General features: G+C 72.2%; 23 protein-coding genes. 9 read left to right on the forward strand and 14 right to left on the reverse strand.

Annotation, left to right across the window (positions count from 1 at the left end; all coding sequences use genetic code 11):
- The 5 genes from EU555_RS34295 to EU555_RS34315 form a co-directional block, all read right to left on the reverse strand.
- On the reverse strand, positions 1 to 246 hold a 246-nt coding region (locus EU555_RS34295), incomplete at its 3' end, for a TadE/TadG family type IV pilus assembly protein (RefSeq protein ID WP_135419787.1).
- Positions 247 to 728: 482 nt separating this feature from the next.
- A complete protein-coding gene (locus tag EU555_RS34300; protein ID WP_135419788.1) occupies positions 729 to 2528 on the reverse strand; it encodes a L,D-transpeptidase family protein in 1800 nt (599 codons plus the stop codon).
- Positions 2529 to 2597: 69 nt separating this feature from the next.
- Positions 2598 to 3191, reverse strand: coding sequence for a TetR/AcrR family transcriptional regulator (locus EU555_RS34305; RefSeq protein WP_135419789.1), 594 nt, complete (start codon positions 3189 to 3191; stop codon positions 2598 to 2600).
- 155 nt (positions 3192 to 3346) lie between these two features.
- Positions 3347 to 4870, reverse strand: coding sequence for a murein biosynthesis integral membrane protein MurJ (gene murJ / locus EU555_RS34310; RefSeq protein ID WP_135419790.1), 1524 nt, complete (start codon positions 4868 to 4870; stop codon positions 3347 to 3349).
- Positions 4871 to 4919: 49 nt separating this feature from the next.
- Complete coding sequence (locus tag EU555_RS34315) at positions 4920 to 5945, reverse strand: glycosyltransferase family 2 protein (RefSeq protein ID WP_135419791.1); 1026 nt, start codon at positions 5943 to 5945, stop codon at positions 4920 to 4922.
- 102 nt (positions 5946 to 6047) lie between these two features.
- Between EU555_RS34315 and EU555_RS34320 the strand changes: the two genes are divergently transcribed.
- The gene (locus EU555_RS34320) at positions 6048 to 6905 is read left to right on the forward strand and encodes a ChbG/HpnK family deacetylase (RefSeq protein WP_135419792.1); all 858 of its coding nucleotides are present in this window, start codon (positions 6048 to 6050) and stop codon (positions 6903 to 6905) included.
- Positions 6906 to 7096: 191 nt separating this feature from the next.
- Here EU555_RS34320 and EU555_RS34325 read toward each other — a convergent pair whose 3' ends face one another.
- Positions 7097 to 7696, reverse strand: a complete 600-nt coding sequence (locus EU555_RS34325; protein ID WP_060850279.1) for a superoxide dismutase — start codon at positions 7694 to 7696, stop codon at positions 7097 to 7099.
- A 295-nt stretch (positions 7697 to 7991) separates the two neighbouring features.
- On the opposite strand from EU555_RS34325, the gene EU555_RS34330 reads away from it, so the two are divergent.
- On the forward strand, positions 7992 to 8819 hold the full coding sequence (locus EU555_RS34330; RefSeq protein ID WP_205821053.1) for a hypothetical protein: 828 nt from the start codon (positions 7992 to 7994) through the stop codon (positions 8817 to 8819).
- Positions 8820 to 9012: 193 nt separating this feature from the next.
- Here EU555_RS34330 and rnd read toward each other — a convergent pair whose 3' ends face one another.
- Both rnd and EU555_RS34340 read right to left on the reverse strand, forming a co-directional pair.
- On the reverse strand, positions 9013 to 10179 hold the full coding sequence (rnd, locus tag EU555_RS34335) for a ribonuclease D (RefSeq protein ID WP_135419793.1): 1167 nt from the start codon (positions 10177 to 10179) through the stop codon (positions 9013 to 9015).
- Between the two features lie 101 nt (positions 10180 to 10280).
- Positions 10281 to 10814, reverse strand: a complete 534-nt coding sequence (locus EU555_RS34340) for a hypothetical protein (RefSeq protein ID WP_425375182.1) — start codon at positions 10812 to 10814, stop codon at positions 10281 to 10283.
- A 187-nt stretch (positions 10815 to 11001) separates the two neighbouring features.
- On the opposite strand from EU555_RS34340, the gene aspS reads away from it, so the two are divergent.
- From aspS to EU555_RS34355, 3 genes are read left to right on the forward strand one after another with little or no spacing between them, the layout of a single operon-like run.
- The gene (gene aspS, locus EU555_RS34345; protein WP_135419794.1) at positions 11002 to 12816 is read left to right on the forward strand and encodes an aspartate--tRNA ligase; all 1815 of its coding nucleotides are present in this window, start codon (positions 11002 to 11004) and stop codon (positions 12814 to 12816) included.
- Positions 12817 to 12825: 9 nt separating this feature from the next.
- On the forward strand, positions 12826 to 13731 hold the full coding sequence (locus EU555_RS34350) for a glycosyltransferase family 2 protein (protein WP_135419795.1): 906 nt from the start codon (positions 12826 to 12828) through the stop codon (positions 13729 to 13731).
- Positions 13728 to 14798 carry an acyltransferase family protein gene (locus tag EU555_RS34355; protein WP_135419796.1) on the forward strand — a complete coding sequence of 357 codons (1071 nt, stop codon included), beginning with the start codon at positions 13728 to 13730 and terminating at the stop codon, positions 14796 to 14798. The genes EU555_RS34350 and EU555_RS34355 overlap by 4 nt, the downstream gene beginning before the upstream one ends.
- A gap of 25 nt (positions 14799 to 14823) precedes the next feature.
- Here the strand turns inward: EU555_RS34355 and EU555_RS34360 are convergent, their stop codons facing one another.
- Positions 14824 to 15558: a class I SAM-dependent methyltransferase gene (locus EU555_RS34360; RefSeq protein ID WP_245524639.1), complete on the reverse strand. Its 735-nt coding sequence runs from the start codon at positions 15556 to 15558 to the stop codon at positions 14824 to 14826.
- 22 nt (positions 15559 to 15580) lie between these two features.
- Between EU555_RS34360 and EU555_RS34365 the strand changes: the two genes are divergently transcribed.
- The 3 genes from EU555_RS34365 (at position 15581) to EU555_RS34375 (ending at position 19432) form a co-directional block, all read left to right on the forward strand.
- Positions 15581 to 15775: a hypothetical protein gene (locus EU555_RS34365; protein ID WP_135419797.1), complete on the forward strand. Its 195-nt coding sequence runs from the start codon at positions 15581 to 15583 to the stop codon at positions 15773 to 15775.
- Positions 15776 to 16049: 274 nt separating this feature from the next.
- Positions 16050 to 18530 carry an NAD-dependent DNA ligase LigA gene (ligA, locus tag EU555_RS34370; protein ID WP_135419798.1) on the forward strand — a complete coding sequence of 827 codons (2481 nt, stop codon included), beginning with the start codon at positions 16050 to 16052 and terminating at the stop codon, positions 18528 to 18530.
- Positions 18531 to 18562: 32 nt separating this feature from the next.
- Positions 18563 to 19432: a 3'-5' exonuclease gene (locus EU555_RS34375; protein ID WP_135419799.1), complete on the forward strand. Its 870-nt coding sequence runs from the start codon at positions 18563 to 18565 to the stop codon at positions 19430 to 19432.
- Between the two features lie 77 nt (positions 19433 to 19509).
- Here EU555_RS34375 and EU555_RS34380 read toward each other — a convergent pair whose 3' ends face one another.
- The 4 genes from EU555_RS34380 to EU555_RS34395 all read right to left on the reverse strand — a co-directional run bounded on the left by EU555_RS34380 (position 19510) and on the right by EU555_RS34395 (position 20915).
- Positions 19510 to 19737, reverse strand: coding sequence for an AsnC family transcriptional regulator (locus tag EU555_RS34380; protein WP_135419800.1), 228 nt, complete (start codon positions 19735 to 19737; stop codon positions 19510 to 19512).
- A gap of 187 nt (positions 19738 to 19924) precedes the next feature.
- Positions 19925 to 20137, reverse strand: a complete 213-nt coding sequence (locus tag EU555_RS34385) for a cold-shock protein (protein WP_048429112.1) — start codon at positions 20135 to 20137, stop codon at positions 19925 to 19927.
- Positions 20138 to 20360: 223 nt separating this feature from the next.
- Entirely contained in the window at positions 20361 to 20567 is a 207-nt protein-coding gene (locus tag EU555_RS34390) for a hypothetical protein (protein WP_135419801.1), read from the reverse strand.
- A gap of 27 nt (positions 20568 to 20594) precedes the next feature.
- Positions 20595 to 20915 carry a DUF6496 domain-containing protein gene (locus EU555_RS34395; RefSeq protein WP_135419802.1) on the reverse strand — a complete coding sequence of 107 codons (321 nt, stop codon included), beginning with the start codon at positions 20913 to 20915 and terminating at the stop codon, positions 20595 to 20597.
- A gap of 163 nt (positions 20916 to 21078) precedes the next feature.
- On the opposite strand from EU555_RS34395, the gene EU555_RS34400 reads away from it, so the two are divergent.
- The gene (locus tag EU555_RS34400) at positions 21079 to 21465 is read left to right on the forward strand and encodes a hypothetical protein (protein ID WP_135419803.1); all 387 of its coding nucleotides are present in this window, start codon (positions 21079 to 21081) and stop codon (positions 21463 to 21465) included.
- A 36-nt stretch (positions 21466 to 21501) separates the two neighbouring features.
- On the opposite strand, the gene EU555_RS34405 is transcribed toward EU555_RS34400, so the two are convergent.
- On the reverse strand, positions 21502 to 21723 hold the full coding sequence (locus EU555_RS34405; RefSeq protein WP_135419804.1) for a hypothetical protein: 222 nt from the start codon (positions 21721 to 21723) through the stop codon (positions 21502 to 21504).
- Positions 21724 to 22002: the final 279 nt, after the last annotated feature.

The raw sequence follows: 22002 nt of genomic DNA on the forward strand, positions 1-22002 counted from the left end.
CTTGAGCATGTTGGCGCCGGCGAGCACGCCGGCATCGACGGCGCTCTGCAACTGCGCCTTGCGGTAGAGCAGGCGGCTGTACTCGATGGCGGCGCTCACCGAGCCGAGCAGGATCGGCAGGGCGACCGCGAAGGCGATCAGGAAGGCGCCGCCGCGATCATGCCCGAAGCGCCGGAGCAGGCGGCCGTCGGGGCAGAGGTTCGTCAATGGAGGGGCGCGGCGCTTCAGCATCGACGGAAGGTGCATTGTCTCATGTGCGCACTGCGCAAGGTTCAATCATCGGGATCATGCGCGCACGGCGTGCTATGACTGGCTCGGCCCATCAGGGTGAGCGCTGGAACGTATAATAAACAATGAAAGCTGCGGCCTGCCGGCACCTTTGTGCGTGCGCCGGGGGTTACTTTTACGGTGGCGATCGTGACGACGCCGCACGCAACGCTGTCGCCTCTTCCGGCGCTGGCCGAACCCGCCGACGCCCGCGACGCGGATATCTCGGTCGCGCGGGGCGGCAACGATGTCGATCGGCGGGAGCGGCGTGCGGCTTGTCCTCCGGCCGCGCGACGACGCCGACGCAGGGCGCGCCTCCCGCTGCTCCGTCCCTCGCCGGGATCAGGCCGATGCGCCGCGAGGTGCGGGTGTTCGCCGCGAACGCGGCAGCGTCAGCCGGACAGGTTCGAGATACGATCCCATCGTCGCCGCGGTGCGCGGTCGACGTGTCTCGGCACGGGTCAGGCCGGCGGAACGGACGGCGGAGCCTTCGGGGCCGGCGCGGTCCGGGGCGCCGCCGTCGCGGCGGCCGGCTTGTCGGCCGGGGCGATCCTGGGCGCTCCGGCGGGCTTCGGCGCGGCCTTGAGGACGGGCTGCGCAGGCCCGGCCGCGGTGGAGGGCTTCGCCGAGGCCGGTTGGGCCGGAACGGCCCTGGCGACGCCCGGCGTCGCGGGCGCCGGCTTGGCAAGGGAGGGCTTGGCAAGGGCGGGCTTGGCGAGCGCGGGCTTGGCGGCCAGTGGCTTGGCGAGCGCCCCGGTCGCGGCGACGTCGGCCGGCTTGACCGGATCCTTGCCGGACTCCTTGCCGCTATCGAGGCCGTAGACGTCGTCCCGGAAGTGAACCCGCCCGTCCGGGGTGGCGTAGCCGGTGAGGTACACGAAGGTCACCGGCACGGGCTTGGCCACCTTGATGTCCCGCCGCTCGCCGGTGGCGATGCCGGTCTCGATCTCCATCGGCCCCCACGCCGAGCCGGGGCCGTTCGGGCCCGGCGTGCCCTCGAGCAGCCAGCCCACCAGCGCCTTCACGTCGGCGACGCGCACGCAGCCCGAGGAGTGGAAGCGCACGTCGCGGGAAAACAGCGACTTCGACGGCGTGTCGTGCATGTAGACCGCGTGCCGGTTCGGCATGTCGATCCGCACCTGGCCGAGCGAGTTGTCGAAGCCCGGGTCCTGGCGCAGGGTGTAGTTCACCGCCCGCTCGGTCGACCAGTCGACGGCCTCCGGCTGCACCTCCTGACCCTGCCCGTCGAGCATCCGGATGTGCATCTTGGCGAGGTAGCCCGGGTCCTTGCGCATGTGCGGGATGATGTCCTTCTTGATCAGGGACACCGGCACGGTCCAGGTCGGGTTGAAGTTGATGTTGGTGATCTTCGTCTCGACGGCCGGGGAGGGGCGGTCGGGCTTGCCCACCACCGCGACGTAGCGCCGGGCCACGCTGCCGCGCTCCACCGCCTCGACGGCAGCCGAGGGGATGTTCACCACCACGTAGCGCTCGCCGAACGGGAAGCTCGACCCGATCAGGCGGTTGGCCGAGGCGGCGAGCTGGCGCTGGCGCACGCCGGCCGGCACGTTGAGGGCCGCCACGGTCTGGCGGCCGAGAAGCCCGGTCTCGGGCAAGTTGTGCCGGGCCTGGAAGCGCTTGAGCGCCGCGACGAGGCCGGGGTCGAGCGCATCGGTCTCGGGCCCGCCCGGGGCCAGGTCCTCGGTGAGGACGAGGTGGCGGCGCAGGGCCGGCACCGCCGGGTTGTGCTCGCCGGGCTTCAGCGTGAGGTCGGCCGGCAGGGGCTGCCAGCCGCCGGCCTCGACCAGGGCCTGGTAGCGTTCCGCCGCCCGCAGCGTGTCGAGGAAGGTCGCCGCCGTCAGGGTCGGGGTGGCGTCCTGCGACATCCTGGCCACCACCAGGGGCGGCAGCTCGCGCGAGACCTTCTTGACCGCCGGCTTCGCGTCGGCCGGCTTGCTCTCGGCCGGCTTTCCGTCACTCGTCCTGGGGGCGGCGCCGGGCTGGATCGGGCCGACCGCGAGGGGCACCGTGCCGCTCGGCAGCGTCTCGGGCGCCGCCGTCGCCTCCCGCCGCGCGGGCTCGGCGGCGGCCGGTGGGGCGGGGGGCGTCTCGGCCGGGGGCTGCGCCTGGGTCGCCGGGCCCGGCACCGATGCGGGCGGCACCGGCGCCGCAGGCTCGACGGCGGCGGCGAGGCCGGTGCCAACGATCCAGGCGAAGGCGACTGCCGGGGGCAGGTACGGAAACGCAACACGCAACACCATCACCGGCCTCGGGCAAGGACGCCGGGCAGGATGGTCACGGCAGGGTTACCAAACTCCTGCCAGCCTGATTCAGGGGCGGCCGGTGCGAGGCGCGGCGGCGCAAGGCGGATCGGCGCGACGATCGCCGAGAGGCTCCAGGGCGGTGCGCGCCGCCGCCAGGATCTCGTCGGACAGGGCCGGGTCGTCCACGGCCCGGGCCAGCACCAGGGCGCCGACGAGGCCCGACAGAGCCGCGAGTGCCGTCGCGCGGTCGCCTTCCGGCAGCCCTTCCTGCATCCGGGACAGCCGCGCCTCCAGACCCTCCGTGAAGGCGCGCCGCACAGGCGCCGGCTGGCGCGCCGCCTCGCCGCCGAGCGCCGCCAGCGCGCAGCCGGTGCCCGGCCGGTCGCGGTGGGCGGCCGAGAGGTAGCTGGCGACGAAGCCCGCGAGGCCCGCCGCCGCGCCGGGCTCCCGGGGCGCCGGGATCAGCGCCTGGGCGAGGGCCTGCGCGGCGAGGTCCTCCTTCGAGGCGAAGTGGCCGTAGAAGCCCCCATGGGTCAGGCCCGCCGCCTCCATCACCTCGGCCACGGTGACGGCGGAGAAGCCCTTCTCGCGCAGGAGCCGGCCCGCCGCCTCGAGGATGCGGCGCCGGTTCTCCCGGACCTGCTCGCGCGTCACCCGCATCGAAGGGCTGCTCCCTCGCCGTCGCCGTCATCGGGAATGGCCGTCATCCGCTTCCTATCATGATTGGCGTCATGAAAGAAGGCCGAGCGGAAGGGCGGGACGGCCCGGCCCTCCCCGGGGCCGGGACCGAGGCGTCAGCCTCTCACGCCACGCTCTCACACCCGCCGCAGCCGTACCCCGAACAGCCGCAGGGCCGCGAGCAGCGTTCCCGCATAGGCGACGAGCCCGGCGATGCCGAGGGCGGAGAGCACGGCGAGCTCGCGGAAGCGCGGCAGGGACGGCATCAGCCGCTCGATCAGCGGCAGGCCGCCCAGCGTGCAGGCGGCCATGACCCCGCAGGCGGCCAGCACCCCGCCGGCGGTGACGACGAGCGTGCGGCTCGGCGCCGTCCAGTCGCGCCGGCGCGCGAGCACGAACAGGATCAGCACGTTGACCCAGACCCCGGCGGCGGTGGCGAGCGCCAGGCCCATCACCCCGAGGGGACCGGTGAGCGCGACCTTGAGCGCCACGTTGACCGCCACGGCGGTGAGCGAGGCGACGACGGGCGTGCGGCTGTCCTGGCGGGCGTAGAAGCTCGCCACGATGCTGCGGATCAGCACGGCCGCCGGCAGGGCGAGGCCGTAGGCCGCCAGCACCGCGCCGGAGCGCGCGGCCGCCTCGGCGTCGAAGGCGCCGCGCTGAAACAGCGCCGTCATGATCAGGTCCGGCACCAGCAGGAACGCGACCGCGAAGGGCGCCGACAGGGCGAGCGAGAAGCCGGTGGCCCGGTTCTGCGCCGCATGCGCGCTCTCGGGATCGCCCGCCGCGATGCGCCGGCTCATCTCCGGCAGCAGCACCGTGCCGGCCGCGATGCCGATCACCCCGAAGGGCAGCTGGTAGAGCCGGTCGGCGTAATAGAGCGCCGAGACCGCGCCGGTCGGCAGGAACGACGCGATGATCGTGTCGGCGAACATCGCGATCTGCACGCCCGCCGAGCCGATCACCGCCGGCCCCAGCATGGCGAAGAAGCGGCGCATGCCGGCATCCCGCAGGGTCGGGCGCACCAGGGACGGGGCGAGGCCCGCGCGCCTCGCATCGGCCCAGACCAGCAGGAACTGCAGCACCCCCGAGACGGCGACGCCCCAGGCGGCGGCGTATCCGGCATTCGGGAACAGGAATGCGAGGGCGAGCGCCGCCAGCAGCGACAGGTTGAGCAGAACTGGGGCGGCGGCGGCGGCGGCGAAGCGCCGGCGGGCGTTCAGGATCCCGGACAGCAGCGTCACCAGGGTGATGAACAGCAGGTACGGGAAGGTGATGCGGGTGAGCGTCACCGCGAGGTCGAATTTCTCCGGCTCGTCCGCGAAGCCGGGGGCGAGCGCCCGCACGATCAGCGGCATCAGCGGCAGGGCGAGCATCAGGAGCCCGACCTGCACCAGCAGCATCAGGGAGAAGACCCGGTCGGCGAAGGCGCGCGCGGCGCCGTCCTCGGCGTCGAGGGCCGCATAGGTCGGCACGAAGGCGACGTTGAAGGCCCCCTCGCCGAAGATGGCGCGGAAGTGGTTCGGCAGCCGGAAGGCCACCACGAAGGCGTCCGCGATCGGGCCTGCGCCCATCACGGCCGCCATGACCACGTCGCGCAGGAAGCCGGTCGCCCGCGAGACCAGCGTCCAGCCGCCGACCGAGAGGATGCTGCGAATCATGCCGCCGTGGATAGCACAGGCCGATCGGGCCGGGCGGGACCCGAAGGCCTCACGCGGCGCCGGAATAGCGCGCCGGCCGGTTCGCGCGGCGGTCGTCGCGCACGGCCCGGTCGTGGTCCTCGGCCGCCGGGCCGAGGCGGTCGGCGACGACGTAGAGCGGTCGCCGCTTCACCTCGGCGAAGATGCGGCCGATATACTCGCCGATGATGCCGAGCGACATCAGCTGCACGCCGGAGAAGAACATCACCGAGACGATCAGCGAAGCGTAGCCCGGCACGTCGGGCCCGCGCAGCAGGGTGTCGGCGATGAAGTAGAGCGCGGTGAGAAACGCGATGGTCGCGATGGCGCCGCCGAGATAGGTCCAGACCCGCAGCGGCACGGTCGAGAACGAGGTGATGCCGTCGAAGGCGAAGCGGAAGAGCTTGCGGAAGCTCCATTTCGAGCTGCCGTGCTGGCGCTCCTCCACGGTGTAGGGCACGCCCACCGAGCGGAAGCCGATCCAGGAATAGAGCCCTTTCGAGAAGCGGGCGCGCTCGGGCAGCGAGCGCAGCACCTCCACGCCCTTGCGGTCGATCAGGCGGAAGTCGCCGGCGCCCTCGGGCAGCGGCATCTCGCCGAAGCGGGCGAAGAGCCGGTAGAACAGCCGGGCGAAGCCGCGGCGCATCGCGCTCTCGTCGTCCCGGTCGGTGCGCTGGGCGTAGACCATGACGTTGCCCTCCTGCCAGCGCGCCCAGAAGGTCGCGATCAGCTCGGGCGGGTGCTGCAGGTCGGCGTCCATGATCACCACCGCGCGGCCATGGGCGTGGTCGAGCCCGGCCGCGATGGCGATCTCCTTGCCGAAGTTGCGGCTGAACGAGACCGCGCCGATGCGGGGTTCCGCGGCGTGGTGGGCGGCCACCACCGCGGCGGTGTCGTCGTGGCTGCCGTCGTCGACGAACACCACCTCCCAGGACGGCGTCAGGCGCTCCAGCACCGGCACCAGGCGGGCAAGCAGCGGCGCCACGTTGGCGCTCTCGTTGAAGACCGGTATGACGACGCTCAGGTCGGCCGGCTTGGGGTGTCTGAACAGCTCCACGGCGCTGTCCCTCGTTTCGGTGTGTCGCGCCGGCGGGGGCCGGCGGCGGCGGTCGACAGGCCGGTGCGCTCACCGGCGGCTCTCACGCTCGAGATCTACGCGATGCTTCCTGAACGGCGCCCGGTCGTGCTCTGCGCCGACGATTACGGCCTGAGCCCGGGCGTCAGCCGGGGGATCCTCGCGCTGGCGCGAGGGCGACGCATATCAGCCACCGGGGCGATGACCAACATCCCGGCCTTCCGGGAGGCAGCCGCAGCGCTCGGGGAGCTTCGCGGCACGACCGGGCTCGGCCTCCACCTCACCCTGACCGCCGGCGCGCCGCTCGGGCCGCTGCCGCGCCTCGCGCCGGACGGGCGCCTGCCGCCGCTCGGGCGGCTCCTGGGCCTGAGCCTGTCGGGGCGCCTCGCCGCCTCCGACGTCCGGCCCGAGATCGAGCGCCAGCTCGACGCCTTCGCGTCGGCGATCGGCCACCTGCCGGACTTCGTCGACGGGCACCAGCACGTCCACGTCCTGCCGGGGGTGCGGGCGGCACTCCTCGGCGCCCTCAAAGCGCGCGGCTGGCAGGGCTGGCTGCGCGACCCGGGCGACGCGCCCGGCGCGATCCTCGCCCGGCCGCACGCCCGCAAGGCCATCGTGGTCGCGGGCTTGGGCCTGGGCTTTCGCGGAGCGGCCCGGCGGGCGGGGTTCTCCACCAATCGCGGCTTCTCCGGCTTCTCGGATTTCGCGGCCGGAGACGGGTTCGCGGAGGCGTTCGCGCGCAGCTTCCGGGCGCTCGGGCCCGCGCCCGTGGTGATGTGCCATCCGGGAGAGATCGACCAGGGCCTGCGCGACCTCGATCCGGTGGTGGAGAGCCGGCCGCTGGAACTCGCCTATCTCGGCTCGGTGCGGTTCGGGGAGTTCCTGGAGCGGGAGGGCTTGCGGCTCGTGCCGGGGCCCGTGCGGGTCTCGGACCTCGCCTGATCGTCACCGAGGGAAGCAAGACCTTCGGGGATCAAGACCTTCCTGGTCATCCCGGGGCCGCGCAACGGAACCCGGGATGACGTCGAGTCATGGAAACCTCGGCAGTCTCGATCGCCGATCAGGCGATGTGCAACAAAAAACCCCCTCGCCGAGGCCGGCAAGGGGGCTCACAATACCGGTGACTGGGCCGATCAGGCGATCGCCTCGCCGTACATCTTCTCGACGTGCTCCCAGTTCACCAGGTTCTCGATGAATGCCTTGAGGTAGTCGGGACGACGGTTGCGGTAGTCGATGTAGTAGGAGTGCTCCCAGACGTCGACGCCGAGGATCGGCTTGGCGCCGTGCACCAGCGGATTCTCGCCGTTCGGGGTCTTCATGATCTCGAGCTTACCGTTCTTCACCGCGAGCCAGGCCCAGCCGGAGCCGAACTGCGACACGCCGGCCTGGATGAAGTCGGCCTTGAACTTGTCGGTGCCGCCGAGGTCTTCGGCGATCTTCTTCTCGATCGCGCCCGGGATCGCACCGCCGCCGTTCGGCTTCATCCACTGCCAGAAGTGGATGTGGTTGTAGTGCTGGCCGGCATTGTTGAACAGCGGCTGGTTCTGGCCGTAGGAGGCCTTCACCACCTCCTCGACGCTCTTGCCGGCGAGCTCCGAGCCCTCGAGGAGCTTGTTGCCGGTGTCGACATACGCCTTGTGGTGCTTGTCGTGATGGAACTCCAGGGTCTCCTTCGACATGTAGGGCTGCAGCGCGTCGTAGGCATAGGGGAGTTCGGGCAGCGTGAAGGCCATGGCGTGTCTCCGGATCGCACGGGCTTGATCGCACGGGCTGGGCGCGGCGGTCCCGAAGAGGCGCCGCCGCGGCACCCGCGTCTACCTAAGTCGGTGTCCTGCCGCCGGCAACGCCGCCGGCCCGTCGCGGCGGCCTCATTCCGGGTTATCGCGCCGGGTTATCGCGCCCGGCGAAGCGCGGCGATTTTGCAAATGCGGCTGCCGCCGTTAAGTCTGGACCCGTGACGGGCGGACGGGGCTTTCCATGCCCCGGACCGCCCGTTCGGCTGCCTCCCGTCGCCCGTCCGAGAATCCGATGATCGTCGCGTTGTTCGTGCTCGCCCTCCTGATGCTGATCGGCGGCCTCGCCGCGATCGTCCAGGGCATCCCCTTCGTGCGGCTCGAGGTCGGCTGGACCATGGTGATCGCCGGGACGGTGGGGGCGAGCGGCGGCGCGGTCCTGCTCGGGATCACCGCCGCGGTCGCGCGGCTCGGTCGGATCGAGCGCGCCCTGAGCGAGCGCGCATCCGGCGCCGCGCCGGCCGAGATGCCGGTCCGGGCAAGCCGCACCGAGCCGCTCCTGCCGCCGGTCCCGATCCCGACGCCGCCGCTCCCCGCCCGGCAGCCGGCCCCCGAGCCGCGCCCGGCCGAGCCGGCGGGCCTCGACGGCGGTGCGGCGCTGGCAGCCGGGGCCGCCGTGGCGGCGGCCGGCCTCGCCGCGAGCGAGCTGCGGCTGAGGCGGGCGGACGACCCCGACCTGCCGGCGGAGCCGGCCCCGCACGATGCGGCACCGCCGCCCCTGCCGCCGCCCCACGCGCCGCAGGAGCCCGTCCGCGCCGTCCCGGCGGAGGAGCCGGTCCCGGCCGAGCCGGCCGACGCGGTGGGGCCGGAACCCGCGCACGACCCGGTGCCGACGCCCGCCGCGGCGCCCGAGCCCGAGCCTCCGGCGCAGGAGCCCGTCATCGAGGAGCCGCCGGGCAAGACGGTCATCGGCACCTACGATTCCGGCGACAACACCTACACGATGTACGCTGACGGGACGATCGACGCCGATACACCGGCGGGACGCTTCCACTTCGCGTCGATCGAGGAGCTGAAGGCGTTCCGCAGCGCCGGCGGCGAGGGCGCCGCCCGGACTGGGTGAGGGTCGCGCCGGCGGCCGCTCAGCCGACACCCGATCGATCGCGTCAGGCGACGGCTTGCCCGGTTGCTTGTCGCGAAGCGGATGCCGGCTTCGCCCAGACGCCGCGCGGATCGGTTGCCCACGGCGTCCCGGTCCCGCCAGGGTGAAGCAAGCAGTCGGATCGTCGGGCCGTCGGCCGAGGGACGGGTTCGTCTCAGGAGGGCCCGCTCTCCAGCTCCCGCACCACCACGCGCCCCCGCTCCGCCGAGAGCGCCAGCCGCCCGGCCTTGAGCGCCAGCGCCTTCTCGCCGAAGAGGCCGCGGCGCCATCCGTGCAGGACCGGCACGTCGGCTGCGTCGTCCTCGGCCAGGGCCTCGAGGTCGTCGACGGTGGCGATGATCTTCGGCGCCACGCGCTCCTCCTCGCAGACCGCCTTCAGCAGCACCTTGAGGAGTTCGACCAGGGCGCCGTTGCCGCCGCTGCGCGGGCGGCCGCGCTCCGGCATCGGTACCGTGGCGGGATCGCGGGACAGGCCGCGCTCGACGGCGGCCAGGATGTCGGCCCCGGTGCGCGAGCGCTCGAACCCGGCGGGAATCGTGCGCAGGCGCCCCAGCGCCTCGACGCTGCGCGGGGCGGCGGTCGCGATGTCGATCACCGCCTCGTCCTTCAGGATGCGGCCGCGGGGCACGTTGCGGGTCTGCGCCTCGCGCTCGCGCCAGGCCGCCACCTCCATCAGCACCGCGATCTCGCGGGCCTTGCGCATGCGGCTGCTCAGGCGGCGCCAGGCCTGGTCCGGGTCGGCCCGGTAGGTGTCAGGAGAGGTGAGGACCGCCATCTCCTCGTCGAGCCACGCACCGCGGTCGGTCGACAGGAGTTCGCGGGCCAGCACCTCGTAGACCTTGATCAGGTGGGTGACGTCCGAGAGCGCGTAGCTCAGCTGCGCGTCCGAGAGCGGCCGGCGCGACCAGTCGGTGAAGCGCGAGGACTTGTCGATCTTGGCCTTGGCGACGTCGTTGACCAGCTGCTCGTAGGAGACCGAGTCGCCGTAGCCGCAGACCATCGCGGCGACCTGGGTGTCGAAGAAGGGCTGCGGCAGCAATCCGCCGAGCAGCCAGATGATCTCGAGGTCCTGCCGCGCCGAGTGGAAGACCTTCAGCACCCGCTCGTCGCCCATGAGTGCGAAGAACGGCGAGAGATCGATGCCGGGCGCCAGCGGATCGACGAGCGCGGTCGACCCGTCCGGCGCCGCGATCTGGATCAGGCACAGCTTCGGATAATAGGTCGTCTCGCGCATGAACTCCGTGTCGACGGTCACGAAGGGTTGCGTGGCGAAACGCGCGCAGGCGGAGGCGAGTTCTTCCGTCGAAGTCATGAGCTTCATGACACCCGGCTATAACGGAGCCGGCCGCCGAGAGCGAGACGCCCGCGACGCGAGTTGTGGGGATTGGGCGGCATGGTGAACCGGAATCTGGTGAACCGGGATCACGCGGCGCGCGACCCGTCGCCCGGTTGCCTGATCTCGCGCGCCGCCCTGCGCAGCGCCGCCGCCCGGGCGCGCCGCGTTCCTTCCGCCCGGCGGGTGAGCCAGTCGAGGATGTTGCGCTCCACCCGCTCGCCGGTGTCGCGGTCGGTCAGGCGGTGGATCCGGTCGGCGCGAAAGCCCCGGTAGCCGTCCCGGTCGCGGTCGGTGCCGCCGACGAGCACGCGGCCCGGGCCGATCTTGAGCTCGTGCGCCTGCAGCCGCCGCACGCTCCAGGCGCCGTTGCCATCCTCGTAGACGAGCTCGAACCGGCCCTCGATCGGCAGCACCCGCCAGGCGCCGTCCTGGCGCTCGATGAGCGCGTTCGGGCGCTCGACGCGCGCGTCTCGCCGCTCGATGGGCGCGTCGTGACGGTCCTCGGGCATGGCGCGGGCCTCCGGGGTGGTCGGGCGGGCCGCCGCGGGGGTGTCCCGGGGCGGGTCCGGCAGGGCGTCGGGATGCGGCTCGAACGAGCCGAAAAAGCTGTGCTGATCCATGAAGATAATATAAGTGTTCGATGTTTGTTCCACAAGCCTGGACGCCGCCCCGCAGGGCCGGTTCCGGCGGCCCGCGCTTGACTTCGCTTCCCCCCTTCGTGAATGGGTGCCGACAGCCTTTTCCCGCCGGGCGGCCCGCCCGCGCGCCCGGCCTGCCGGCCCGATCGAGACAGCTTAAGACACGCCCATGCACCGCTATCGTACCCATACCTGCGGGGCGCTCCGCCCGTCCGACGTCGGCGCGACCGTCCGCCTCTCCGGCTGGTGCCACCGCGTCCGCGACCACGGCGGCGTGCTGTTCATCGACCTGCGCGACCATTACGGCATCACGCAATGCGTGATCGACCCCGATTCCGCGGCCTTCAAGGCCGCGGAAGCCGTGCGCTCGGAATGGGTGATCCGGATCGACGGGCGGGTGCGCCAGCGGCCGGCCGGCACCGAGAACGCGGAACTCCCGACCGGTGCGGTCGAGGTCTACATCACCGACCTCGAGGTGCTGGGCGCCGCCGCCGAATTGCCGATGCCGGTCTTCGGCGACCAGGACTATCCGGAGGAGACGCGCCTCAAGTACCGCTTCCTCGACCTGCGCCGGGAGAAGCTGCACGCCAACATCATGCGCCGCGGCGCGATCATCGATTCGCTGCGCCGGCGGATGCGCGAGGGCGGGTTCTTCGAGTTCCAGACCCCGATCCTCACCGCCTCCTCGCCGGAGGGCGCCCGCGACTTCCTGGTGCCGTCGCGCCTGCATCCGGGCAAGTTCTACGCCCTGCCGCAGGCCCCGCAGCAGTTCAAGCAGCTGACGATGATCGCCGGCTTCGACCGGTACTTCCAGATCGCGCCGTGCTTCCGCGACGAGGACGCCCGGGCCGACCGCTCGCCGGGCGAGTTCTACCAGCTCGACATCGAGATGAGCTTCGTCACCCAGGAGGACGTGTTCCAGGCGGTGGAGCCGGTGCTGCGCTCGGTGTTCCAGGAATTCGCCGACGGCAAGCGGGTCTCCGAGAGCTTCGTGCGCATCCCCTACGCCGACGCGATGCTGAAATACGGCGTCGACAAGCCGGACCTGCGCAACCCGCTCGTCATCGCCGACGTGACGGACGAGTTCCTGCGCGACGACGTGACCTTCAACGCGTTCAAGAACGCCATCAAGGCTGGCGGCGTGGTCCGCGCGGTGCCGGCTCCCGGCGCGGCGTCCCAGCCGCGCTCGTTCTTCGACAAGCTCAACGACTGGGCCCGCTCCGAGGGCGCGCCCGGCCTCGGCTACATCGTGTTCGAGGAGGAGAACGGCGCGCTCACCGGCCGCGGGCCGATCGCCAAGTTCGTGGCCGCAGAGGCGCAGGCCGCCATCGCCGCCAAGGCCGGGATCAAGGCCGGCGACGCGGTGTTCTTTTCCGCCGGCCCCGAGGCCAAGGCGGCCGGGCTCGCCGGCAAGGCGCGCATCCGGATCGGCGACGAGCTGGCCCTGTCCGACAAGGACCAGTTCGCGTTCTGCTGGATCACCGACTTCCCGATGTACGAGTGGAACGAGGACGAGAAGCGGGTCGACTTCTCCCACAACCCGTTCTCGATGCCGAATTTCGACCACGACGCCTTCATGGCCCTCGACCCCGAGGACCACGCGACGATCCTCGGTATCAAGGCGTTCCAGTACGACATCGTCTGCAACGGCATCGAATTGTCGTCGGGCGCGATCCGCAACCATCGCCCCGAGGTGATGGAGAAGGCCTTCGGCCTCGCCGGCTACCCTCGGGATGTGCTGGAGGCCAAGTTCGGCGGCATGCTGAACGCCCTGAAGATGGGCGCGCCGCCGCACGGCGGCATCGCGCCGGGCGTCGACCGCATCGTGATGCTGCTCTGCAACGAGCCGAACATCCGCGAGGTCGTGCTGTTCCCGATGAACCAGCGCGCCGAGGACCTGATGATGGGCGCGCCCTCCGAGGTGACGGCCAAGCAGCTGCGCGAGCTGCACATCCGCCTCAACCTGCCGCAGAAGCAGGGCTGATCGGCGGACGTGCCCGGCCTCGTCGCGGTCGTCGTCGCGCATGACAGCGCCGGCGTCCTGCCGGCCTGCCTCGCGGCGCTCGCCCGCGAGCACGTGCCGGCACTCGTCGTCGACAATGCGAGCCGAGACGGCTCGGCCGACCTCGCCGCGTCCCTGGGTGCCAGGGTGCTGCGGCTTCCCCGCAACGAGGGCTACGGCCGGGCCAACAATGCCGGGATCTGGGCGGCGGGGCGGGCCGAGTACGCCCTGATCGTCAACCCCGACGTCGAGCTCCAGCCGGGCAGCGCCGACGCGCTGCTCGCGGCGGCGCAGGCCTATCCGGATGCGGGGTTGTTCGCCCCCCGCATCGTCGAGCCGGACGGGCGGTTCTTCTACCAGCCGCGCTCGCTGCTCGCCCCCTACCTCACCAACCCGCGCGGGCGGCTTCATCCGCCGGAGGGCGATGCCTGCGCGCCGTTCCTGTCGGGGGCCTGCCTGATGGTGCGCCGCGACCTCTTCCTGTCGCTCGGCGGGTTCGACCCTGAGATCTTCCTGTTCTACGAGGACGACGACCTCTGCCGCCGGATCGCCGATGCGGGAAAGGCGCTCGTCCACGTCCACGGCGCGGTGGCGCTGCACGGGCGCGGCGCCTCGAGCGCCCCTGAGCCCGGCCGGGTGCGGCGCTCGCGCTGGCACCAGGCTTGGTCGCGCGCCTATGTCTCGCGGAAATACGGCCTGCCGGACCCGACGATCGGGACGCTGGCGACGAACGGCGCGAAGGCGCTGCTGGCGGCGCTCGCCTTCCGGCGCTCCGGGGTGGAGCGCTACGGCGGCTCGGTCGCCGGCGCCTGGGCGGCCCGTCGGGGTCGCTCCGCGCTGGCGCGGGAGGGCCTGGCCCCGGAGCACGCGGCGGCGCCGGACACCGGCCCGTGGTGAGGGCTGCGACCGTCGCGGCCGGCCTCGCGCGGCCCGACAACGCCTTCGGGGCGGTCCGGCTGGCGCTGGCCCTCCTCGTCGTGGTCTCGCACGGCTTCAGCGTCACGACCGGCGCCGTCCTCGACGAGCCGCTCACGCGCCTCACCGGCTACACGCTGGGCGAGCACGCGGTGAACGGCTTCTTCGCCGTCTCGGGCTTCCTGGTCACCATGAGCCTGGTGCGCCGCGGCCCCCGCGACTACCTCGTCGCACGCGCCTTGCGCATCCTCCCCGGGCTGGTGGCGGCGACCCTCGTCGTGGCGCTCGGCCTCGGCAGCCTGATGACGCGCCTGCCGCTCTCCGCCTACTGGGCCGACCCGAGCCTGTGGCGGTTCATCCAAGGCACGCTCACCACCTTCAAGAGCAATGCCGCCCTGCCGGGGGTCTTCCCGGAGAATCCGTTCCGGTTCCCGATGGGGACGGTCTGGACGCTGAAATACGAGGTCCTGTGCTATCTCGGCCTCCTGGCGGCAGGTCTCCTCGGCACCCTGCGGCGGCGCTGGCTCGCGCCCCTGCTCGTCGCCGGCCTCGCGCTCGCCCTCGCGCTCGCCGGACTGCGGGCGGGCGAGATGCCGAAGGCGCTGGAAACGTCCTTGCGCCTGCCGCTGATCTTCTCCGCCGGTGCGGCCCTGTTTCTCTATGCCGACCGGGCCCGCCTGAGCTGGCCCATGGCCCTCGGCCTCCTGGCGCTCGCGGGCTTCCTGCACGGCACCGCCCTCTACCCGCCGGCGCTCTTCCTCGCCGAGGCCTACGCCGTCCTGTGCCTCGGCCTCGCCCCGCCGCTCCGCCACCCGGCCCTCGATCCGCGGGCGGACCTGTCCTACGGCACCTATCTGTACGGCTGGCCGGTGCAGCAGAGCCTGCATGCGCTCTATCCGGCGGCCTCGGCGTGGTGGCTGCTCGGGCCGTCGCTCCTCCTCACCCTCGCGGTGGCGGCCCTCTCCTGGCGTCTCGTCGAGCGGCCGGCTCTCGGGTGGAAGGCGAAGGTGATGGCGCGGCGGGAGCAGGCGGGAGCCGCGACCGTCTGACCGGCCTGCGCGCCACGCGCCGCCCTCATCCCGCCGACGCGCCGAGAATCGGCCCGGGGCGATCCCGGCCTCGTGCCCCGGCGATCGACGCCAGGTCCCACACCGCCAGGCTCTTGTCGCGCCAGCCCCCGCCGCCTTCGTCGCAATCCTCGTTCACGATCGCGACGGGCGGTCCCCAGGCGAACGGCGCCGCCTCGAAGTTCAGCGCACGCCAGTCCCCGTCGTCGCAATCCGCGTTGCGGCGCCACTGCGTGAAGGTGGTCGTCATGAGCCAGCGCGCACCCGAGCGGAGGAAGTTGCCGAGCGCCGCGTCGATATGGGCGAAGCTCAGATGGACCAGGCAATCCCGACACAGGATCGCGTTCGATCGCGGAAGGTCGTCACGGATCAGGTCGGCCACGGCGAACTCGCCGAGCGCGGGGTACAGGCTCCGGTTGCGGGACACGATGTCGGGCACGATGTCGAGACCGACGTAGCGAACGCCGCCGAGGTCGACGCGCGAGATCCAGCCGGCATCCCCGCACGGCGCGTCGAGGAGGGTCGCGACGTCGAGGTCCCGAAGCAGCCGCGGCAGGGCGCTCCGGATGGCGTCGGTGGCCTTCATCTCGGAGCCCAGGCCGGACACGGAGGTGTCCGCGCCCCAGAGGTTGTGCTCGTAGATGAATCTGAACCTCTCGGCGACCGAGAGGCGCGACAGGGGGTCGGCGTTCTGGCGAAACCTCTCATGCGCGAGCACGGGCGGGCGGCGATCCTCGGGCACCGGAGGGCGATCGCAGGACGTCATGGCGCTGCGTGGCATCCCGGGCGCTCCTGTCTGCGACACCGTCTCACCGCTCCGTCCCGGCGTTCATCGCCCGCATCACGGCCTGTTCGAGCGCATGGCGGATGGAGCGCTGTCGAAATCAGGAACCTTGATGGTCATTCAGGTCGACCTCATCGCTGTCTACCGCGCGAGCATCGGTCAACTCGCCCGATAAGGGAACCCGCCGTTCTGCGCGGTCCATGAAGCCCTCCGGGCCGTCCCGGGCTCCGCTGCGCGGCCCCGGGACGACCTGGAGGGCTCCGAACGAGAGCGCCGACCCGGCCGGCATGCCGCCACGACCGCCCGGACTGCCGCGTCGATCGTGCGAGACCGCCTGGTTAACGAAATCCTCGCCATCCTCAGGCACGACAGGCCCGGCCCGCGCCCGCCGCCGCCCGCGCCGGACGCCCTAGATCAGGCCCGACCAGATCCTCGCGTAACGAGCGTCCATGCCCCCCACCCGCGACCCCGCCCTCGACGACCTCGACCCGCCGCGCGCGCAGAGCCTCCACGCCGCTCTCTCGGCGGAGATCGCGGAGCATGACCGGCGCTATCACGGCGAGGATGCGCCGACGATCTCGGATGCCGATTACGACGCCCTGCGCCGGAAGCTGGAGGCGATCGAGGCGCGCTTCCCCGATCTCGCCGGCACCGGCGAGGCCTCGGCCAGCGTCGGCGCCAAGGCGTCGGACAAGTTCGCCAAGGTGCGGCACGCGGTGCCGATGCTCTCGCTGGGCAACGCCTTCTCGGACGAGGAGATCGGCGAGTTCGTCGAGCGGGTGCGCCGCTTCCTCGGCCTGTCCGCGACGGAATCCGTCGCCTTCACGGCCGAGCCGAAGATCGACGGCCTGTCGCTGTCCCTGCGCTACGAGGACGGACGCCTCGTCACCGCGGCGACCCGGGGCGACGGCGAGGTCGGCGAGGACGTGACCGCCAATGTGCGGACGATCAAGGAGATTCCCGAGGTGCTGGCCGGCGAGGGCTGGCCGGCCGTGTGCGAGGTGCGCGGCGAGGTCTACCTGTCGCACGCCGATTTCGCCGGGATCAACGCCCGCCAGGAGCAGGCCGGGAAGCCGCTCTTCGCCAACCCGCGCAACGCCGCCGCGGGGTCCCTGCGCCAGCTCGATGCCAGCATCACCGCCTCCCGGCCTCTGCGCTTCTTCGCCTACGCCGCGGGCGAGATGTCGTCGCTTCCGGCCGAGTCCCAGTACGAGATGATCGAGGGCTTCCGGGAGTGGGGTCTGCCGGTGAACCCGCTGACGGTCCTGTGCAGCGATGCCGCCGCGATGCTGGCGCATTACCGGATGATCGAGGCGAAGAGGCCTGAGCTCGGCTACGACATCGACGGCGTCGTCTACAAGGTGGACGCGTTCGCGCTCCAGCGCCGCCTCGGCTTCGTGGCACGCGCCCCGCGCTGGGCGCTGGCGCACAAGTTCCCGGCCCAGCGCGCGACCACGGTGGTCGAGGCGATCGACATCAATGTCGGGCGCACCGGCTCGCTCAACCCGCTGGCGCGGCTGCGGCCCGTCACGGTCGGCGGCGTCGTGGTGTCGAACGCCACGCTCCACAACGAGGATTACGTCCACGGCGTCGATGCGGACGGGAACGCGATCCGCAGCGGCGTCCCGGTCTGGACAGGCCAGACCCTGCGCGACGACGTCGACCTGGCGCAAGGCTCGGACGTCCGCGTCGGCGATACGGTGGTGGTGCTGCGCGCCGGCGACGTGATCCCGAAGGTCGCCGACGTGGTGCTGGAGCGGCGCCCGAAGGACGCCGTGCCCTACCGCTTTCCCGAGACCTGCCCGGCCTGCGGCAGCCACGCGGTGCGGGGCCTGAACCCCCGCACCGGCAAGCTCGACGCGGTGCGCCGCTGCACCGGCGGCCTGATCTGCCCGGCGCAGGGACAGGAGCGCCTGAAGCACTTCGTCTCCCGCAACGCCTTCGACATCGAGGGTTTCGGCGAGACCTACATCGAGACCCTGTTCGAGGCCGGCCTGGTGCGCCAGCCCGCCGACCTCTTCCGGCTCGAATTCGAGCCCCTGAAGGCCGCGGTCCTCGCCCGGCGCCAGGCGCTCTCGGCCGAGCGGGCGCTCGCCGCCGGCAAGGAGGTCAAGAAGGCGGCCAAGAAGAAGGACGACGAGGACAAGGCGATCAGGAACCTCCTCGCCGGGGTCGAGGCGCGCCGAACCATCCCGCTCAACCGGTTCATCTTCGCCCTCGGCATCGAGCAGGTCGGGGAGGCCACCGCCAAGGCCCTCGCCAAGCATTTTCCGGACATGCCGGCCCTGATGACAGGCGTCGCCGCGGCGGCGGCCTGCCAGCCGGGGCCGGACTGGATCGCGCTCGCGAGCCTCGACCGCGTCGGCGCCACGACCCGCGACCGGCTGCTCGCGACCGCGGCCGAGGCGCCGGACGCCGATCTCCTGGCCGGCGGCGCGGTGGCCCGCCTCTCGACGCCGCAGCGCGAGTCCCTGGTCGAGGCCTATGGCGATTCCGCCGGCCTGCGGGCGGCGGTGGAGCGGGCGGCGCGGCAGGTCCCCGGCGACGCCTACCGGGCGCTCGCCGATGACGGCGAGATCGGCGCGGTGACCACCGCCTCGCTCATCCAGTTCTTCTCGGAGGCGCACAACGTCGCGGCGGTGGAGGCGCTGCTGGCCGAGGTCGAGACCGAGCGGGCCGCGCCGGTGGCGCAAGGAGCGGCCTTTGCCGGCAAGACCGTTGTGTTCACCGGCACCCTGGAGCGGATGACCCGCAGCGAGGCCAAGGCGACGGCCGAGCGCCTCGGCGCCAAGGTCTCGGGCTCGGTCTCGGCCAAGACCGACCTGGTCGTGGCGGGACCCGGCGCCGGCAGCAAGCTCAAGGATGCGGAGAAGCACGGCGTCAAGGTGGTGTCGGAGGACGAGTGGCTGGCGATGGTCGCCTCCGCCTGAAATTCGTCGCCTTCCCGCGGGAAGGCGCCCGCATGACCTTCCCCCGCACGATTGCGATCGACTTCGAGACCGCCAACGAGCGCCGCGACAGTCCCTGCGCCGTCGGTCTCGCCTGGATCGAGGGCGGCCGGGTGGTGCGGCGGGAAGCGCGGCTGATCCGCCCGGCCGAGATGCGCTTCTCGCCGGGCAACATCCGGGTCCACGGCATCCGGCCGCGGGACGTGGCGGACGCGCCGAGCTTCCCCGAAGCCATGGCGCCGTTCCTGCCGGAGATCGCCGGGAGCCTGGTGCTCGCCCACAATGCCAGCTTCGACGTCGGGGTGCTCGCCGCGACGCTCCAGGCCTACGGCTTGGCCCAGCCAGCCTACACCTCGCTCTGCACGGTGCAGCTCGCCCGCCGGCACTGGCCGGGGGAGGGCGGGCCGGGGCAGGGGACCTACCGGCTCTCGGCGCTCGCCGCGCGGGTCGGGGTGACGTTTCGCCACCACGATGCCGGCGAGGACGCCTATGCGTGCGCCGAGATCGCCCTGGCGGTGATGCGGGAATCCGGGGCGCCGGACATCGTCAGCCTCGCCCGCCGCCTCGGCCTCGCCCGCGAGCGGGCCGGGGAGGGGGAACGGGCGCCCGACGGCATCGCCGCGCGGGCCTTGCGCGGCGTGGCGCCGCGGCCGGCGCGCGCGCCGGTCCTGCATTTCGTCGTCCGGGGGAGCACCGGCACGCCTTACGACGTGCGGCTGATCGAGGGCCGCGACGGCCCGCGCCTGCGCTGCTCCTGCGCCGGGGCGCGGTTCCGGCCCGATTGCCGGCATGTCCGGGCGCTGGCCAACGGCGAGGTCGACGCGCTGCTGTCGGACAATCCGGGGGACGTGGCGGCCCTGGCCGGGCTGCTGCGTCTGGCGTGAACACGACAAAGGCGGGTCCGCGCTCGCGCGCGGCCCGCCTCGTACCATGACGGCGGTTGTTGAAGAGCCGCGAGACCCTAATGGGCTTCGCGCAGGGCCACCGCGTTCGGCGTCAGGCCGAAGCGCTCGGCGAGGTGCCAGCGCAGCTCGCGGGACGAGTGGTAGCCGTAGCTCTTGTCGATCAGGTGGCTGACGTCGATCGGGCGCGTGCCCTCGCCGAAACGGCTGATCTGGTCGACGTGGAAGGTGGTGCCGTCATTGAAGACGGTCGGCGCGCCGTCGCGCCGGGTGAATTCGAACAACATGGATGTTTTTTCTTCTATCGTTGCGGCGCTCCCGACGGGAGCGCCTGTGCGTGGTCGGGCAGCCATGAGGCTGCCGTCGAAGCGCGGGTCAGACCCGTGGGCCCCCCGGCGCTCCGGCGCGGCCAAGGTTCCTTTAACCTTAACGGGTCTCCGTTAAGATCTCGTGAACCCCGGCCGTCGGGCCGCCTCAGGCGACCTGCAGGTTCACGGCCGACATCTTCGTGCTGTCGCGCCGGTCGGCCTGCAGCTCGTAGGAGACCTTCTGGCCCTCGACGAGGCCGCGCAGGCCGGCCCGCTCCACCGCGGAGATGTGGACGAAGACGTCCTTGCCTCCGTTATCCGGCTGGATGAAGCCGAAGCCCTTCTGGTCGTTGAACCACTTGACAGTACCAGTATTCACGCGGTCGTCCTCGTCTCGTTAGAAGTCGCGGCGGGCCGCCCTCGTGCGAGAGCAGCGCGGCGCGACGGCGCCAAATATCCGGGGGGAGCTTCGTTCGCGGGGCTCGAAAAGCCTTCGCGGGGCGCATCGCCCGAGGCCGCCCGCCCGTTGCCGCTGATCCCCATGTAGGGAGGTAGTCTGTCCGGAACAAGGCAGGGCGCCCCTCAATCGCGCGGAACGCGTGTCAGCGGTTCGTGCGCCCGCGCTGGTTGGGATCGACGCCGCCCTGGGGCGTGGTGTCGTTGCCGACGTCACCCTCGTCGGTGTTGGCGCCGGCCAGGTCCTCCGGATCGCCGCCGGACATCGTCATGCCCTTCGAGGTGCCGATGCCGGGATTGCCCTTCAGGTCGGCATCGGTCGGCGTCGTGGTCTTCGGCTGCTTGGAGGTCATGCGGATACTCCGGTGACGGGAGCCCGCTCAACGATTGAGGGCCTGCTCCAGTTCGCCGCGCGTCATGCGCGAGCGGCCCTTGATGTCGCGGCGCCTCGCCTCGGCGTAGAGGTCGGCGCGGCTCGCGTGGGACCGCGTGTCGCGCTCCTTGCCGCGGGTACGGCGAAAGTTCGCCCGGTTGTCGGCCGGACTCTCCTGGTTCGAGGCGCCGGCCTCGCGCAGCGCGATGGCGATGGCCTGGCGGCGGTCGGTCACCGGCTCGCCGTCGCGGCGCTCCAGTTCGCCTTCCTTGAATTCATGCATCACCCGCGCGATCGTACCCTTCTGGGCCTCGGTGGTCCTGGCCATCGGCCTGCTCTCCCGACGGGCGCGGCTGCGCCCCGATGCCGGCTCAACGCGCGCGGATGCCGGGGCGTTTCGGGTGATGCAGGCCGGCCCTGCGTGGAATTCCCTGTCGCGTCCGGCAGATTGCTCCCATATACGGTCGACATCGTACAGTGTCGGACGCTCCATGGCGGGTATCTCGGTCTCCCTCGAAGGTTCCAACATCCAGCTCTCGTTCCAGAAGGACGACCAGGCCACCGCGGTCATCATGGATGCCAGCGCGGCCCGGGCCCTGGTGCGCGCCGTGGGCCAGCTCCTCACGGTCATGCACGAGCCGGACGAGGCCGATGCGGACGACCTCGGCGACGAGGAAGCCGCGATGCTGGACGTGACCTCCGCGGCGATCGAGGTCGGCACCGACGACCAGGGCCAGGCGGTCGTCGCCTTGCAGGCCGGGGCGCTGCCGCCGTTCCAGCTCCGCCTCACCGACGAGGAGGCACGGCACGTCGCCACCTCCCTCAACGAGATCCTGAACGCGCCGCGCGACGTGCGCAGCTCGCATGGCGGCCATTGACGCGAGAAGGGCGCCCGGGGGCGCCCTTCCTGTGCCTCAGAACCGGGTGCCCGGGTTGGTCGGGCCGCCCGGCAGGTAGTCCGGCTCGGAGCCCGGGCCGTTCGGCTCGGTGATTCCCGGATCGTTCACCGGATAGGGCGAGCGCGGCCCCGTCGGGCCGGTATCCGGCAGTTCGTCGGGTGCGACCGGCGGCGGGACGTCGCCCGGGATGCCGCCGCCGGGGTTCGGCTCGTGGCCGGGCAGGCCTGGATTGGCCATGGTCGTGCCTCCTCTCGGATTGGGGATGTGGAGGTCAACCGGCCGGGCACGGCGCGGTTCCGCAGAGGCAGAGTGCCGGAACCCGCCCGACCCGCGCTTCAGGACCGACGTGGTCCGGGCGGGTCGCCATGATGGTCATTCCGGTCGGACCGGCCTCGGTCCGCAGGCGGGACGCCTCCCGCCCGCGCTCGCGGGCGGGAGGTCAGCCCTGTGTTCCGAATCCGAAGGTGGCGTCGCCCTGGGGCGAGCGGCCCTCGATCGCGCCGTATTGCAGGTAGT

Source organism: Methylobacterium nonmethylotrophicum, from assembly GCF_004745635.1.
Classification (GTDB): domain Bacteria; phylum Pseudomonadota; class Alphaproteobacteria; order Rhizobiales; family Beijerinckiaceae; genus Methylobacterium; species Methylobacterium nonmethylotrophicum.